The following is a 15,596-nucleotide window of genomic DNA, read 5'->3' as shown; positions in this document are numbered from 1 at the left end:
CCTTATCATATACAATAAAACCCGAAGTCATAACGACTTCGGGTTTTTATTTGGGAAACCTAGTTTTTAAATTTTATACTATAGAAGTCCGCCTCCTTGGCTTTCATTTTTGTCTCTTTGCTTTCTTTCAGCAGCTTTGTTTTTGCCACTCCCAAAACGATAATTGAATCCTAGATATACGGTTTGACTTTCCCAATTGAACTGTCCTTTTGACTTGTAGGGTCTGTCATTATCAAATGCAAAACGCATGGTGTTAAAAATATCACTTAAGCGCGCACTAATCGTTCCGTTACCTTTTAAGATATTATAACTGGTTCCAACGTCCATTTTCCACATGTTAGCAACGTCAAACTGAAGACTACGATCTCTACCTTTGTACATAGCAAATAATTGAATACGTAAATCTTTTGTCGCTTTAAAAGTATTATTTATTCGAGCATTAAATGTTGTAGCATTAATTTCTTCAAATTCGTAGTTTCCAGGAGTTGTTTCAATTGTTCCTTTTATTTTTTTCTGATAAGCGTCTAAGCTAATATTGGCACTCCACCATTTTTTAAAATCTAAATTACCTGACACTTCTAATCCGTACGCATTATTATTGTCAAAATTAGCATACGATAGTACTTGCTTGTTAGGGTTCACTAAATTTGTAAATAGAACTCTCGTTATTTCGTCTTCAATTTTTCTATAAAAAATACCCGAAGTAATAGAACCAATTTTTGTCTTTCTAGTATAGTTCAGTTCATAAGAATTTGTGAATTGTGGGATAAGGTTTGGATTTCCTTCTGAATCTATCGTAGCGGTGCTCCATTCTCTAATAGGGTTTACTTGATCAATACTCGGTCTGTCTACTCTTCGTGAAAAACTTAGATTGAAAGAGTTGTTGTCACTTGGATTATAACTCAAAAAAGTAGAAGGATAAATACTTAAAATGTCATCTTTAAATTGTCCATCAGCTAAAGTGACTTGTTTAAAGATGGCTTCAACATTGTATTTCTCCAAGCGGGCTCCAGCTTGAAAACTCCATTTTTTCCATTGTTTGCCAAGAGTAGCGTATCCTGAATAGATATTTCGATCATATGTAAAATTAGAACTATACGCATTATCTCGAAACAAATTGTTATCAGTAGTTTCATTTCTTAGTTCTAATCCAAGTTCTAATTTTATGGTTTCAGTCAATGGATTTACATAATCAAGATTGATAATTGTACTTTTGCTAAGTACACGCACATCGTTAGTGAAAGAGTTGATAACAGTATTGTTGTCTCTATTTAAGTTGGTATAGATTGCGTTTTCACGACTGTCATCTTCACCATAATTGGCCTCTAGTTCTAGATTGTGTCCTTCTTTTTTGAATTTTATTTTATAGTCAAAATTGTAAGTTTGACCTTGATTGTCTTGTTTGTTTTCATAAGGTTGTAATAGATCTATAGTAGTGGAGTTTGAAGTATAATCTACATCATTTCCGCCATAGCCTTTCGCTTTATAAAAAATTTGATTGGTGTAAAAAGAAACAGTATTGTTGTCGTTGATGTAGTAATCAAGACCAACTTTAGCTAGATGTGAGGTGGTAAGATTATTGAATTGAAAAAGCTGTGTATTTTCTTTGTTTTTTTCTTCACTTTTAATGATACCATGATTGTTGTTTTTACCGTGATTTAAACCGTAATTTCCGTAGAAATTAAATTTTCCATTTCTGTAATTTAAGTCGAAAGCTGAATTTACTTTTGGTGTTTTTCCAAAAGTGACCCCGTTATTGATACTTCCATTAAGACCGATTTTACTGTTTTTGTTCAAGACAATATTGATAATACCGCTCATTCCTTCTGGATTGTACTTTGCAGAAGGGTTTGTAATTAATTCAATTTGTTTGATTGAAGCCGAAGGGATTTGTTGTAATAATTGGGACGCATCAATATTAGATGGTTTTCCGTCAATTAGAACACGTACGTTGGAATTTCCTCTTAAACTGATCGCATTTGTTTGTGGATCAACACTTACTGAGGGAATATTATTCATTATTTCAGCGGCAGTAGCTCCAGCTGAAATTAAATCCTTCCCAACGTTTATTATTTTTCTATCGATTTTTTGTTCGATCGTCGATTTCTCACTGACGATATCGACACCTTTAAGCTCTATGGCGTCTTCTTTGAGTGCAAATGTACCTAGATCAGCGTTCTTTTTGTCTGTAGATAATGTAACTGTTGTTGAAATGGTCTTGTATCCCATAAATTGTATTTCGACAGTATAGTTTTTTAAATCTAGGTTTTTTATATAAAAAATTCCTTTGTCAGAGGTGATTCCGCCGGTAATAAATTTGTCGCCTTCTTTTATAATGATATTGACATAGGGAAGGGTTTCGTTATTGTTTTTGTCAATAACTTTCCCCGAAATACTTCCGGGATTTTCGAGAAGTGATGTTTTGACTGAAGTTTGCGCTTGCATCGAAACTAGGGTTCCGAATAGGCATGCTAAGATTAATTTGATTTTCATGATTGATGATTTTGATTAAAAATTTGATTGATGATGTAAAGGTATTCTTTTTATTTAAATAATAGGTTATACATAGTACTGTTTTATAAATTAATTTAAAATAGCATGATAGATAATAGACGATCAAGCAATTAATTTGTTACGCTTTTTTATAAAAAAAAAGACTTTCCTGCTGGAAAGTCTTGAGGTAAAATAATTTATGATTTATCTTTTTAATGAAAAATGCGACTTATATTCTTTAAGAACACCATTTTCAGTGTAGGATATATAAAACCAATAATCATCAGCGGGTAATGGGCGTCCATTTAGGTTTCCATCCCATCCAGCGCCGTTTGGTTTGAGTTGTTTTAGTAACGCTCCGTATCGATCAAAAATAAATAAGTTGGGCTTTTCTTGATCTGGCATGTCAGTTATATTCCAAGTGTCATTATATCCATCGCCATTTGGGGTGAAAAATTTAGGCGCATATATTACTTTAAAGACAAGTGGGGTAGTTGATCCACAACCATTACGATCACTAATTGTTATTTCATGTATTCCAGGTGTTAAATTTGTAAATATATTACTTACTTGTGGGGAACTTCCATCTATTGAATATAGAAAGTTTTTCCCATCACCTAAAGTTGGAATTGTATTTATCGTAATTGTTTGGTTGTCGGTGAACCAACCCTCTATTGTATATGAAATAGACTTTGGAGGTAAAGACTCAAATACGCTAAATAATACTAGATCTGAAGGACAGCTGAATATAGACAGATCTGTTACTGTTACTGAATAGTTTCCGGGTTGATTTGTTGAGAGACTTGATGAAGTACTTACCAATGTTCCATCTTCTTTTTTCCACTCAAACGCATATCGTGGAGCATCATATCCAGTTGTTATAAATGAATTAGTAATCAGACCTGTTTTGAAGTCATGACAAATTGGAGGGACATTTAGTATTGGCTTTGGTTTAGCCGTTATAGTAATCACCATCGGTTTCTCATCAGGACAAAGTATGGTAGCGAGAGTGCCTACTGCTGCATAAGCATAAATCGTTGTGGAGCTAGTAATGATATCTCCTGGAAATTTCTCTAGATTCGCGTTGCCGCCAGCTCCTGGCTGACTATAATAGTTGCTAATCGGAGCGATAAAAGGAGGTAATACATAAGATTCGCATCTAATGATGGGGGTTATGGGAGTAATTTTTGGACTATTATAAATTATAATATTAAAATCATCTTCATCGCTGCAATACACTCTATTATTATCTTCAGCAAAAAGATACAATCTAGTTGTTGTAGTTATTGGTGCATAAGGTATTGATAATTTCATTCCGGCACCGTGAGGGCCACCGGTTGCTGTGTAATAATCACCAAGTCCTACTATCGCCGGTAAAGCATACGAATCGCAAGCATATTGATCTTCAATCTCATTTACCATTGTAACTAAAACGAAGATGCTATATTCAGAAATACAAGTATTAGGCGCTATTGCTTCTGCATAAACATATATTGTTTTTGATGAAGTCAACTCATAACCTGGGGGAAGTACAGGATTCGCTGGAGTTGGCCCTCCTGGGAACTCATAATATTCACCAATATTTAAATCATCGAGTATATATGCTCGTCCACATTGTACAACTTCGACTGGTTTTGCATCAATTTTTGGAGATGAATTGATAGTTATAAGAAAATTTTCTTCTACATAACAAGGTCCCGTTACTGCTTTATCATAAAAATACATTCTTTGAGTTGTAGTGATTTGAAATCCAACAGGTCTTACTTCGCCAGTTCCCAATGGTCCTGTGTAATAATCTCCGGAATGATCAACGGCAGGTAAATAATACATATCGCATTGTGGATCAGTATCTTTAATAATTGGTAACGGAGTAATGTTTACAGTAATCGTAAACTCTAAATTGTCTGTACAACTTTCTCCGGGGACATAAAACCAAAGTGTTGTAGTAGCATTAATTGCAGTATTTACAGGTAGCTGAGTGCCACCACCCAGAGGCGCTGTTCTATATTCGCCTGCAAGTAATGAAGGCAAAATATAAGTGGAGCAAGAATTTACATCTCCTGGATGATTGATATCATCTAGACCAATGTAAACAGTAAATGTCTTTTCTGAAGAACAATTTGTTGGCGAAGTAGCGGTCTCTTTAAAAACATAAATTGGAGTTGTAGCGATTATAACCGTTCCTGCAGGAATAATAGGCAATCCCTTATTCGTTCCTGAATAATAAATCCCTCCATTTGGGTCAACAGGAAGCGTGTAGGAACTACAGCCAAATTGGTTTTTATAATTGGGTAATGTGACAAAAGGAATAATTGTGATGGTAAAGATTGCTTCTTGCGAGCAATTTGGTATTATCGTCGTGTTTTCATACCAAACATAAATTGTATTTGGCCCTGCAGAATTGATTAAAGATCCTGTTTCTAATTCGGTGTTGCCTGTGGTGTGTTGCCCACCTGATTTTGTGAAGTATTTACCATATGGCAATACTGGTAATTTATATACTGAACAATAAGACGATGAAGTTGGCGAAACTGTACTAACGCTAGCGATTGTAACCTTAAAACTGTGCTGACTTGTACAAGTTTCTGACTCATTAAAAACATATAGGGTAGTACTAGCAGCGATACTATTTCCTGCAAAAAGTTGTGTCCCTGTGCCATTAGTCCCTGTCCAATATTGTGCCCCATTTTTTGTTAAAACGGGTAGTATGTAATTATCGCATACCAGTACGTCCGGAAGGAGATCTACCTGTGGAATAGGTGTCACGATTAATTGAAAACTAGCTGTTACAAAACACTCTGGATTAGAAATATTTTGGACGCGCACCCACAAGGTGACTTCTGAAGTAAATAGTTCGTTTTTTGGATTTAGTATAATGACATCAGTGTTTGTATTCGCCCCATTGTTGGAGGAATGAAAAGAAAGAATGTTATAACTTATGTCTTGAGAACCCAAGATTAAATTTTTGTGGTTTGTTAAATCGAAAATAGCATGTGGAGATGGATCAGTGTTGTTTCTCGCACAAAGCGTTATGTCAGGTACCATACTTGCAATTACTGGACTAGGAACGACTAGTAGGCTGAACGAACGTATTTCAAAGCAGTATGAAGTGGAGCTTTCTATTCGCGCGTAAATTATTTTACCGCTTTCAGAGCTCATAATAGTATGAAGGTTTGCGATCTGACCTATTTTGTTTGCTGCATCATCATTAGAAAGATGATAGCTAATATTTGTTCCCGAAGGGAGGTCATCCAATATTCCAGTTGGAGTTGTCTTTTGATTTTTTCCTGCCAATATAATTTTGGTGTTTTTGGTTAAATCAAAATCATAACTCGCAGCACCAGAATCGCAGACATAAATATCAGGAATAGTTGGTAGTACTCCGATGGAAGGGGTTATTTGAACAGTAATATCGTCTGTTACGGCTGTACAACCTGGCTCCGTATAGGAAACACTGTATTTATGAATGCCAGAATCAATTAATGGTAAAATCAAATTTAAATTTAAGGTTGCTCCCGTTTGGGCAGGAGAAAAATCTATTCCTTCTTTTTTCCAAAGAAAAGTGGTTCCGGCGCTTAATCCATTTGCGGATAAAATGGGTAAGCTACTCTCTGGGCAAATGGCTTTATTGTTTGCAATAGTGTAATCAAGGCCTAGTACGTCTTGTCCAATATTAAAGCTGTTTGCATTTAAAAAAATGGCAGAATCATAACCTGTATTATTGCCTCCATCAGCAATTACTAGTTTTATTCGATACGTATGTGTAGTATCTAATCCAGTAGCAGAGGCTAGCATTTCAATCGTTTGGCCGTTAAAATTTATTGCGGGACCAAATCCTTCCCCATTGAATTTTCCAAAAAAAGCAACGTTTGCAGAGGAGCAATTAGTATTGTAAGCGCTATTTCGTATTGTTTCAACCGAAACAGGAATGTTAGTATTTGGAATTAATGCAATATTGTGATTTGTTCCTCCCGCAGTTATATCTTTTAATAAAAAAGCAAAAGCATCAGAGAATTTACATTGCGAAACTCCATATTCTTCGGAAGCAAATATAAAAGAAAAATCAAAGTCAGGTGTTTTAGGTTGGAAATCAAATTCGATGTAGGTGGCATTAATCGAATTGATTTTAATTCCTGATTGTGATGAAAGATTGTTCTCTAAATCAATATCACCAGTCCAAGAGTTATTTCCGTCACTCAATATGGTATTATTCGGTGAAGGTACTTTTGTCACATCGCCAGTTGTTAATACCACACCGCTTTTAAAAGGAAAGTTTGGATTTGTATTTTCAAAGTATCCAATGCTGTTTGTTGATCCAAAGGAAGATCCTGTTTTTGAGGAGACATTTGTCCCTGAAACACAAGGAGAGTTAATCAGTACTTTATTTACTAATTCTGGAATCGTATAGCTAGATGTATTTACCGTTATCGATTGTGAAAAGTTTTTTATCGTAAAAAACAATATCAATAGTACTACTGTTTTCTTCATTTCAAAGCATTTTCGATAAATAAGTATTTGGTAAACATAGTTACAAATCGGATTAAATGCCAAATTTAATCGTTTAAAAGCATTTATTTTGTTTTAATTGTTATTAGTATAAGACTTTACGTATTTTTATTACAATGTCTATTTTAGTGCTAGGCACGTTATTTTCTTAAAAAGTCTAATTCTTTAATCAATTAAAAAATTATAATTAAACACTATATTTGCAAGCTTAAAATAAACACGCAAAATGACATTATCAGAAATCCTTACCCCTTCAATTGAAAAAGCTGTCCAAGCCTTATTTGATATCGCTATTGACAAAGTAGAGTTTCAAACTACACGGAAGGAATTTGAGGGAGATATCACGATGGTAATTTTTCCATTATTAAAAGTAATCAAAAGCAACCCTGTAGAATTGGGGAATAAAATTGGAAACTATTTAGTAGAAAATGTTGCTGAAGTGAGCCGTTTTAATGTGGTTTCTGGATTTTTGAATATTGTGATCTCCGATGAATATTATTTAAATTTCTTTAACGGAATAAAGGATGATGCGAAATTTGGTTTCGTAACTCCAAACCCTGAAGATACAGCAGTAATGGTCGAATACTCTTCGCCAAATACAAATAAACCGTTGCACTTAGGTCACGTACGTAATAATTTATTAGGTTATTCTGTTGCTGAAATTATTAAAGCATCGGGTAAAAAAGTATACAAAACGCAAATCATAAACGATAGAGGAATTCATATTTGCAAATCGATGCTGGCATGGCAGAAATTTGGAAACGGAGAAACTCCTGAATCTACTGGTCAAAAAGGAGATAAATTAGTAGGAAACTATTATGTTGCCTTCGATAAAGCCTATAAAGTAGAAATCGCTCAATTAATGAGTGAAGGAAAAACAGAAGAAGAGGCCAAAAAACAAGCGCCCATCATTCTGGAAGCCCAAGAAATGTTGTTGAAATGGGAAGCTGGAGATGAAGAAGTTATTGCACTTTGGAAAAAAATGAACCAATGGGTTTACTACGGTTTTGCAACTACCTATAAAAACTTAGGAGTTGATTTTGATTGTTATTATTATGAAAGCAATACCTATTTATTAGGGAAAAATGTAGTTCAGATAGGTTTAGAAAAAGGGGTTTTCGAAAAAGATCCTGACGGTTCTGTGTGGATTGACCTAACGGATGAAGGTTTAGACCGTAAAATCGTATTGCGATCAGATGGTACTGCGGTTTATATGACGCAGGATATTGGAACTGCTATTCAACGTGTCAAAGATTATTCAGATGTGGGCGGAATGGTGTACACTGTGGGTAATGAGCAAGATTACCATTTTAAAGTGTTGTTTCTAATATTGAAAAAATTAGGATTTGATTGGTCTAAAAACCTATATCATTTATCATACGGAATGGTGGATTTACCTTCTGGAAAAATGAAAAGCCGTGAAGGAACTGTAGTCGATGCTGATGATTTGATGCAAGAAATGACAGATACTGCCCAAAAAATCGCTGAAGATTTAGGGAAATTAGACAGTTATTCTGCCGAAGAAAAAACAAAATTATACAATACAATTGGTCTTGGAGCTTTAAAATATTACATCCTTAAAGTAGATCCAAAAAAACGAATCCTTTTTAACCCAGAAGAATCTGTTGATTTTGCTGGAAATACAGGGCCGTTTATACAATATACGTATGCGAGAATCCAATCGATTATTCGTAAAGCTAATTTTGATTTTTCGAATGAATCAGGAATGGTGGAACTTCATGCAAAAGAAAAAGAGTTATTGAAACAATTGGAGTTGTTTCCTGAGGTAATTCAAAATGCTGCACATAATCATAGTCCTGCTTTATTAGCTAATTTTGTCTATGATTTAGTACGTGAATACAACTCTTTTTATCAGGCTGTACCCATTCTAGGTTCAGAAGTAGCAATAGAAAAAATATTCAGAGTGCAGTTGTCCAAAAAGGTGGCAGATACCATCGCGGCTTCTTTTAGTCTGCTGGGAATTAATGTTCCGGAACGCATGTAATTAAACCAAAACATTCAAAGAAAAGCGGCTCCAATTTGGGCCGCTTTTTTAGTTGAAATAATATCATAAGCGACCTGCCAATTATCTAATAATCTAATTGCCTAATAATCTAACTTAGTTTATCTTTGCATTTCAATAAAATAAAAAACTATGTTCGATAATTTAAGCGATAAACTAGACAAAGCCTTTCATATATTAAAAGGACACGGAAAAATCACCGAAGTAAACGTAGCTGAAACTTTAAAAGAAGTTCGTCGCGCCTTACTAGATGCCGATGTAAATTTTAAAATCGCGAAAGATTTTACGAATACAGTAAAAGAAAAAGCTTTAGGGCAGGACGTATTAACCACACTTCAACCAGGACAACTGTTAGTGAAGTTGGTCAAAGACGAATTGACAGCATTGATGGGTGGTGATGTTGCTGGAATAAACCTTTCTGGAAATCCTACCGTTATTTTGATGTCTGGTTTACAAGGTTCAGGTAAAACTACCTTTTCTGGAAAACTAGCAAATTACCTTTTGACAAAAAAGAATAAAAAACCGCTTTTGGTTGCTTGTGATATCTATCGTCCTGCAGCAATTCAGCAATTATACGTTGTTGGGGATTCTATAGGTGTTGAGGTATATTCAGAACCTGAAAATAAGAATCCAGTTGAAATTGCACAAAATGCAATTAAACATGCTAAAGCAAAAGGGTTTGATGTTGTTATTGTGGATACAGCCGGACGTCTAGCAGTTGATACTGAAATGATGAATGAGATTTCACGTGTTCATAAAGCAATTCAGCCGCAAGAAACCTTGTTTGTGGTTGATGCCATGACAGGTCAAGATGCGGTAAATACGGCAAAAGCTTTCAATGATATATTAAATTTTGATGGTGTTATATTAACCAAATTAGATGGTGATACACGTGGTGGAGCGGCTCTTTCGATAAAAACTGTAGTTAATAAACCAATTAAGTTTGTAGGTACGGGAGAGAAAATGGAAGCGATTGATGTATTCTATCCTATTCGTATGGCAGAACGTATCCTGGGAATGGGAGATGTTGTGTCGTTAGTAGAAAGAGCACAAGAGCAGTTTGATGAAGAAGAAGCTAGAAAAATTCAAAAGAAAATCGCTAAAAACGAATTTGGTTTTGATGATTTCCTTTCTCAAATTCAACAAGTGAAGAAAATGGGTAATATGAAAGACTTGGTTGGAATGATACCAGGTGCTTCAAAAGCCATGAAAGATGTCGAGATAGAAGATGATGCTTTTAAACATATTGAAGCTATTATTCATTCGATGACTCCAGCAGAGAGAAGCAAACCTTCTCTAATTGATGTGAAAAGAAAAGCAAGAATATCAAAAGGTTCAGGGACAAAAATTGAACAAGTCAATCAATTGATGAAACAGTTTGAGCAAATGAGTAAAATGATGAAAATGATGCAAGGGCCAGGAGGGAAAAACCTCATGAAGATGATGGGCGGAATGAAAGGAATGCCTGGAGGCGGAGCGATGCGCTAAAATATTTGGTTAAGGTTTAAAGTTTCATGTTTATTGAAATTTTAAACCTTACTCTTTTATAGGGATATCAGTTCTTGTAAAAAAAATAGAAACTAAAAATAGAAACTTAAAATAAAATGCAACTACTAGACGGAAAAAAAACAGCGGAAGACATTAAAAGTGAAATCGCAGTCGAAGTACAAAAGATGAAAAATAATGGGGAAAAAGTCCCTCATTTAGCCGCAGTTATTGTGGGCAACGATGGAGCAAGTTTAACTTATGTAGGAAGTAAGGTAAGAGCATGTGAAAGAGTTGGTTTTGAATCTACTTTGGTAAAGATGCCAAGTACTACTTCTGAAACTGAATTGCTTAAAAAAATTAAGGAGCTAAACGAAGACGATAATATTGATGGGTTTATAGTTCAATTACCGCTTCCGGAGCAAATTGATGAGCAAAAAGTATTGATGGCTGTTAGTCCAAGTAAAGATGTTGACGGATTTCATCCTGAGAATTTTGGAAAAATGGCTTTGGATATGAGCACTTTTATTCCTGCCACACCTTTCGGAATTTTAGAATTACTGGAGCGTTATGGAGTAGAGACTAAAGGAAAACATACCGTTGTAATTGGTCGTAGTCATATTGTGGGAAGACCTATGAGTATATTGATGGGAAGAAAAGGGTTTCCTGGAAACTCAACGGTTACTTTGACACACAGCTACACTAAAAACATCGAAGAAATCACTATTCAAGCGGATATCATTATCACAGCGTTAGGCGTGCCTAATTATCTAAAGGCTGATATGGTTAAAGATGGAGTTGTTGTCATTGACGTGGGAATTACTCGTGTTCCAGATGAAACAAAGGATAAGGGTTATGTAATTACCGGTGACGTAGATTTTGAAAATGTAAGCAAAAAAGCAAGTTTTATTACCCCTGTTCCTGGTGGAGTGGGGCCTATGACGATAGCGATGTTGTTAAAAAACACGCTGTTAGCTAGAGAAATGAAAATACTGAAATTAGATAAATAAATAAATAAATAAATATAAAGCCTATTCGTCTGAATAGGCTTTTTTTAGCATTATGGAAAATCCACAAGAAATAGAATTCAAATCTATAGAAGAGTTCTTGGGCTATTTGCCGGAATCAGAATTGGAAATCGTTCTCTTCCTTCGTAAGATTGTGCTGGAATGTATGCCGGACTGTAAAGAGAGATTAGCCTCTAACGTGCCTTTTTATTACCGACATTCTAAGATTTGTTATATTTGGCCATCTTCCATTCCCTGGGAGAAGGTTAGTAGTGGTGTTGGAATAGGTTTCTGTAAAGGCGCTTCATTTTTAGATGAAACTTTTGAAACCGCTAGTTTCAGTTCGAAGTCACTATTTTCTTCGATTAAAGAGATTGATGTCGTTTCTTTAAAGCAGCAAATTGCTGAAGCTATTTCAATTGATGAACAGATCGTCAAAGCCAGAAGAAGAAGGATACAATAAGCTTTATTAATGCTCGGTAGAAATTATGTGATTTTTATTAAAGTATCCGTAGGTTCAAAATCATATTAATGGTCTGTTTTTTTTTCGAATGATTAAAGCCGGTTGACAATAGTTTTATTGTTAATAACCAAATAGGATTGCCATTTGTAATCCTTGTTCATTTTAAAGACATTAGAGTCATTACTATAAGCTTATTTTTGCACCAAAAAGGAGTCCGTATAAAGAGCGGACTTTTTGATGGGGTTACTAATTATCACTGGTAGATATAAAGGAACTACTATAAAATAGCTGTTGTTTAATATGTTTTTGTCTATATTTGGCGTAAATGTCGGTATAGTCTTAATTATTTCGTGAATTTTCAGCGACTTATGCATAATTCAGATTGTTTAATGTCATTTGTTTTAATTGAAATCTTAACATTAATTTAATTATACAATTATGAGCACAAACAATGCAAGTACACAGGCTTTAATTTCAACTCCTCCTGGGGAACTGGTTAAGGAATTAACATTTTCAGAAAGTGGTAAAATATCGTTTACAAACAAACGGCCTAATAAACCATTACAACCTCTTGTTGAGGTATATTTAGACGCTTCTAAAAACATTCAAGTGAGTACTGTCTTTTTTATTGATGCTGCTATAACAGGATTAGATGCAAATAGTTTTACTATTTATCAAGATTATTGTGTTAGTGATTTTGGTTCGCCAAGACTGCAGTTTTTTATAAGCTATGATGCACAAGAAACTGACGCTACTGATTTTCAAGCGTATCAAATTTCCTTTCAAGCATTACCGTCGATATTTTCAAATGAAGATATAACTACTATACAAACCTTTCTTTGGGATATAGATCCAATTACTTCTAGAGGTACTGAGACGACTGTGCAGGGTTAGTATATGCCGGTCCTACTAAACAAAACATTATTGTCATATAGTATATATACTATCAAAAAACACGAGTATGATATTAAATATTAAATTAATTTTTATTTTCGTACTCTTGTTTTTTTCTTTTTTTCTTTGTTCACAAGAACATTCTACCAAAATAATCTTTAAAATAGAATTGGAAAATATTGCAAGAAGGTATAAAAAAGAAATTAATTTCCAGAAGGCTAATTATTTTTTTTTAAGAGAGGAATGGGATTCTACTCTTGTATATTCCATGAAACAACTAGTAGTTTCTCCTAATACTGAATTGAATAATTATAGTCATTATTTTAGAGCAAATAGTTTCAGAAAGAAAAAACTATTTGTAGAGGCAAAAAAAGAATATGATTTAATAGCTACCACATTTCCGTTCTATTATAATGTTAAATTTGGTTTAGGTACAATTTCATTAGAGCAAAGAGATTTTGCTAAAGCAGTTATTTATTTTCAAGAAATAGAGAACTCGCCTAGTAACAGCACTTATGACTATGACAACAGCACCTTAATTCATAATATAGGGATATGCTATATAGAGTTAGAGGAGTATGATAAAGCAGAAGAATACTTATTAGAAGCAATTGAGTTACAGAAGTCAGAAAAAGAGAAGCCTTTACTTATCGGTTCGTATATGGATATTGCCAATCTCTATTATGTTCAATTCAAAGACAATCAGGCAATTCCTTATTTTGAAAAAGCCTATCAATTATCTAAAAAAATAAAAGAATTCGAACCTAAAAAAAAGGCTTCTTTTAACATGGCAGTGGTAGAAGAAAACAGGAAAAATTTCCCCAAGGCGTTAGCATATCGTAAAGAATACGAACAATGGAAAGACTCTCTAAACGATCAAAATAAAGTATGGGCTATTGCTGAGATAGAAAAGAAATTTGCGGTCAAGCAAAAACAAAAAGAGGTAAATGTACTCCAGACAGAAAATGAGCTAAAAGAAGTACAGAGAAACAGCCTATTGTATTCTTCGATTTTGTTGTTGCTGTTGCTGGGTGTTAGTTTTTATTTTTACAAGCAAAAAACGAAGCAAAACAAAATTATATTAGCCCAAAAAGAGGAGTTAGACGCCCTCAATGCTACCAAAGATAAATTGTTCTCTATTGTCAGTCATGATTTACGTTCCTCAGTAAATGCCTTGAAAACCAGTAATACTAAATTACAGGAAAGCCTTGTGACCAAAGATTTTTCGGCTTTAGACCAGCTACTTGATAATAATAGTTCTATTGCTAATGGTACTTATAATTTATTAGACAACTTGTTAAATTGGGCATTATTGCAAACCCAACAAGCTTATTTTTATAAAGAATCCTTACATTTACAATCTATTATTGCGCATATAGCCTATAATTACAAGCCGTTATTGTTAAATAAAAATATCAGCTTCGAGAATAAGGTGCCTGCCGCTATTTTTGTAATGGCAGATCAAGATTCGCTAAAAATAATTATTAGAAATATTCTAGACAATGCGTTTAAATTTTCTAATGAGAATGGTGTAATTACGGTTTATATTCGACCTACTGAGGATGATTGTTGTTATTTAGTTATTGAAGATACTGGAGCTGGAATGAGCGAAGCAAAGCAACAAGAACTCCTTAAAGAGACGGTTTTGCTTTCTAAAAAAGGAAGTGATGACAGCATAGGAACTGGATTAGGAATGCAGTTGTGTAAAAGTATGATTCATAAAAACGGCGGTAGATTAGCAATAGAGAGTCAAGAAGGTATTGGAACCAGAATCATAATTATTTTGCCAAAAACAGAAAATAATGGATAATATAAATGTACTTATTATTGAGGACACACCAGCAGAAAGTGATGCGTTGATACAAGTTTTAAAGGCTAATAATTATACTGTGGTTGGTGTAGCGCGTACTTATACTGAAGCCTTAAGGTTGTTTTACAATAGTGAGATTAAGATTGATATTGTGGTTATTGATATTTTTTTAGACGGGAAACCAGATGGTATTACTTTTGCAGAGACAATTAATATTGTGCCAAATAAGTCAAAACCATTTGTTTTTTTATCAAGTTCTAAGGATAGACAAATTTTTGAAAGAGCTAAACTCACACAGCCTTTTAGTTTTTTGTTAAAACCATTTAATGAACTCGAGATTTTATATGCACTTGAAATGGCGGTCGAGAAATTTTATGGACAAACCAATGTTTTTCTAAGTGAAGTTCAAGATACAGTAATAAGTGAGGATTACCTGTTTGTTAAAAAAAACAAATCCTTAAAAAAAGTACTGATTGATGATATCGTTTATATTGAAGTTGAAGATAGGTATTGTAATATAGTTACCGAAAACGAAAAATTTGTAATTTTAATGTCGTTGACTAAACTCATTCAGCTTTTAGATCCAGAAAAATTTTGCCAGACCCATAGAAACTTCATTGTTAATACAAATAAAATAGAAGAGATTATTGTTAATGATAATCTACTTATTTTAAAAGGAAACCATAAAGTTACATTAAGTGATAAATACAAGGACTTTGTAAAAAAGTTCCGCATATTGAAATAGCCTTATTTCATTATTTTTTTTAAATCAGGACTTCCTTAATTAATAAGGGAGTTTTTTTGTTTTAGGATATTTATTTCCCAGTATTAGATCTATTACTCCATTTTTCAATTGGGGTAAAATCTCTTTTTTGAATTCTTATGACAAAGAATTGGTGTCTTATGTCATTATAC

Annotated in this window: 9 protein-coding genes; 7 read left to right on the top strand and 2 right to left on the bottom strand. The window is 33.9% G+C overall.

Going from position 1 to position 15,596, the window contains the following annotated elements; genetic code table 11:
* Positions 1 to 78 precede the first annotated feature (78 nt).
* Together AC4PRO_RS12165 and AC4PRO_RS12160 are read right to left on the bottom strand one after the other, a co-directional pair.
* On the bottom strand, positions 79 to 2,493 hold the full coding sequence (locus AC4PRO_RS12165; protein WP_492117525.1) for a TonB-dependent receptor: 2,415 nt from the start codon (positions 2,491 to 2,493) through the stop codon (positions 79 to 81).
* 204 nt (positions 2,494 to 2,697) lie between these two features.
* Positions 2,698 to 6,981: a T9SS type B sorting domain-containing protein gene (locus tag AC4PRO_RS12160; RefSeq protein ID WP_492117524.1), complete on the bottom strand. Its 4,284-nt coding sequence runs from the start codon at positions 6,979 to 6,981 to the stop codon at positions 2,698 to 2,700.
* Positions 6,982 to 7,225: 244 nt separating this feature from the next.
* On the opposite strand from AC4PRO_RS12160, the gene argS reads away from it, so the two are divergent.
* The 7 genes from argS (at position 7,226) to AC4PRO_RS12125 (ending at position 15,426) form a co-directional block, all read left to right on the top strand.
* Positions 7,226 to 9,004: an arginine--tRNA ligase gene (argS, locus tag AC4PRO_RS12155; RefSeq protein ID WP_492117523.1), complete on the top strand. Its 1,779-nt coding sequence runs from the start codon at positions 7,226 to 7,228 to the stop codon at positions 9,002 to 9,004.
* Positions 9,005 to 9,154: 150 nt separating this feature from the next.
* Positions 9,155 to 10,510 (top strand): signal recognition particle protein, encoded by a 1,356-nt coding sequence (gene ffh / locus AC4PRO_RS12150; RefSeq protein ID WP_074724390.1) that lies wholly within the window; start codon positions 9,155 to 9,157, stop codon positions 10,508 to 10,510.
* A 116-nt stretch (positions 10,511 to 10,626) separates the two neighbouring features.
* Positions 10,627 to 11,517, top strand: coding sequence for a bifunctional 5,10-methylenetetrahydrofolate dehydrogenase/5,10-methenyltetrahydrofolate cyclohydrolase (locus AC4PRO_RS12145; protein ID WP_074724391.1), 891 nt, complete (start codon positions 10,627 to 10,629; stop codon positions 11,515 to 11,517).
* Positions 11,518 to 11,569: 52 nt separating this feature from the next.
* Entirely contained in the window at positions 11,570 to 11,977 is a 408-nt protein-coding gene (locus tag AC4PRO_RS12140) for a DUF1801 domain-containing protein (RefSeq protein WP_492117522.1), read from the top strand.
* Positions 11,978 to 12,415: 438 nt separating this feature from the next.
* Complete coding sequence (locus tag AC4PRO_RS12135; protein WP_074724393.1) at positions 12,416 to 12,871, top strand: hypothetical protein; 456 nt, start codon at positions 12,416 to 12,418, stop codon at positions 12,869 to 12,871.
* Positions 12,872 to 13,040: 169 nt separating this feature from the next.
* Positions 13,041 to 14,681 carry a tetratricopeptide repeat-containing sensor histidine kinase gene (locus AC4PRO_RS12130; protein ID WP_492117521.1) on the top strand — a complete coding sequence of 547 codons (1,641 nt, stop codon included), beginning with the start codon at positions 13,041 to 13,043 and terminating at the stop codon, positions 14,679 to 14,681.
* Positions 14,674 to 15,426, top strand: coding sequence for a LytR/AlgR family response regulator transcription factor (locus AC4PRO_RS12125; RefSeq protein WP_492117520.1), 753 nt, complete (start codon positions 14,674 to 14,676; stop codon positions 15,424 to 15,426). The genes AC4PRO_RS12130 and AC4PRO_RS12125 overlap by 8 nt, the downstream gene beginning before the upstream one ends.
* Positions 15,427 to 15,596 lie beyond the last annotated feature (170 nt).

The organism is Flavobacterium sp. DW-iso2, assembly GCF_058725285.1.
The sequence above is the reverse complement of the archived record's forward strand: the minus strand, read 5'-3'. Positions and strand labels throughout refer to the sequence as shown.

What these genes read in the sequence shown, in the direction of transcription:
- AC4PRO_RS12145 (WP_074724391.1), top strand. Translation starts at nt 10,627, where the DNA reads ATGCAACTACTAGACGGAAAAAAAACAGCGGAAGACATTAAAAGTGAA.
- AC4PRO_RS12140 (WP_492117522.1), top strand. Translation starts at nt 11,570, where the DNA reads ATGGAAAATCCACAAGAAATAGAATTCAAATCTATAGAAGAGTTCTTG.
- AC4PRO_RS12125 (WP_492117520.1), top strand. Translation starts at nt 14,674, where the DNA reads ATGGATAATATAAATGTACTTATTATTGAGGACACACCAGCAGAAAGT.
- ffh (WP_074724390.1), top strand. Translation starts at nt 9,155, where the DNA reads ATGTTCGATAATTTAAGCGATAAACTAGACAAAGCCTTTCATATATTA.
- argS (WP_492117523.1), top strand. Translation starts at nt 7,226, where the DNA reads ATGACATTATCAGAAATCCTTACCCCTTCAATTGAAAAAGCTGTCCAA.
- AC4PRO_RS12135 (WP_074724393.1), top strand. Translation starts at nt 12,416, where the DNA reads ATGAGCACAAACAATGCAAGTACACAGGCTTTAATTTCAACTCCTCCT.
- AC4PRO_RS12165 (WP_492117525.1), bottom strand. Translation starts at nt 2,493, where the DNA reads ATGAAAATCAAATTAATCTTAGCATGCCTATTCGGAACCCTAGTTTCG.
- AC4PRO_RS12160 (WP_492117524.1), bottom strand. Translation starts at nt 6,981, where the DNA reads ATGAAGAAAACAGTAGTACTATTGATATTGTTTTTTACGATAAAAAAC.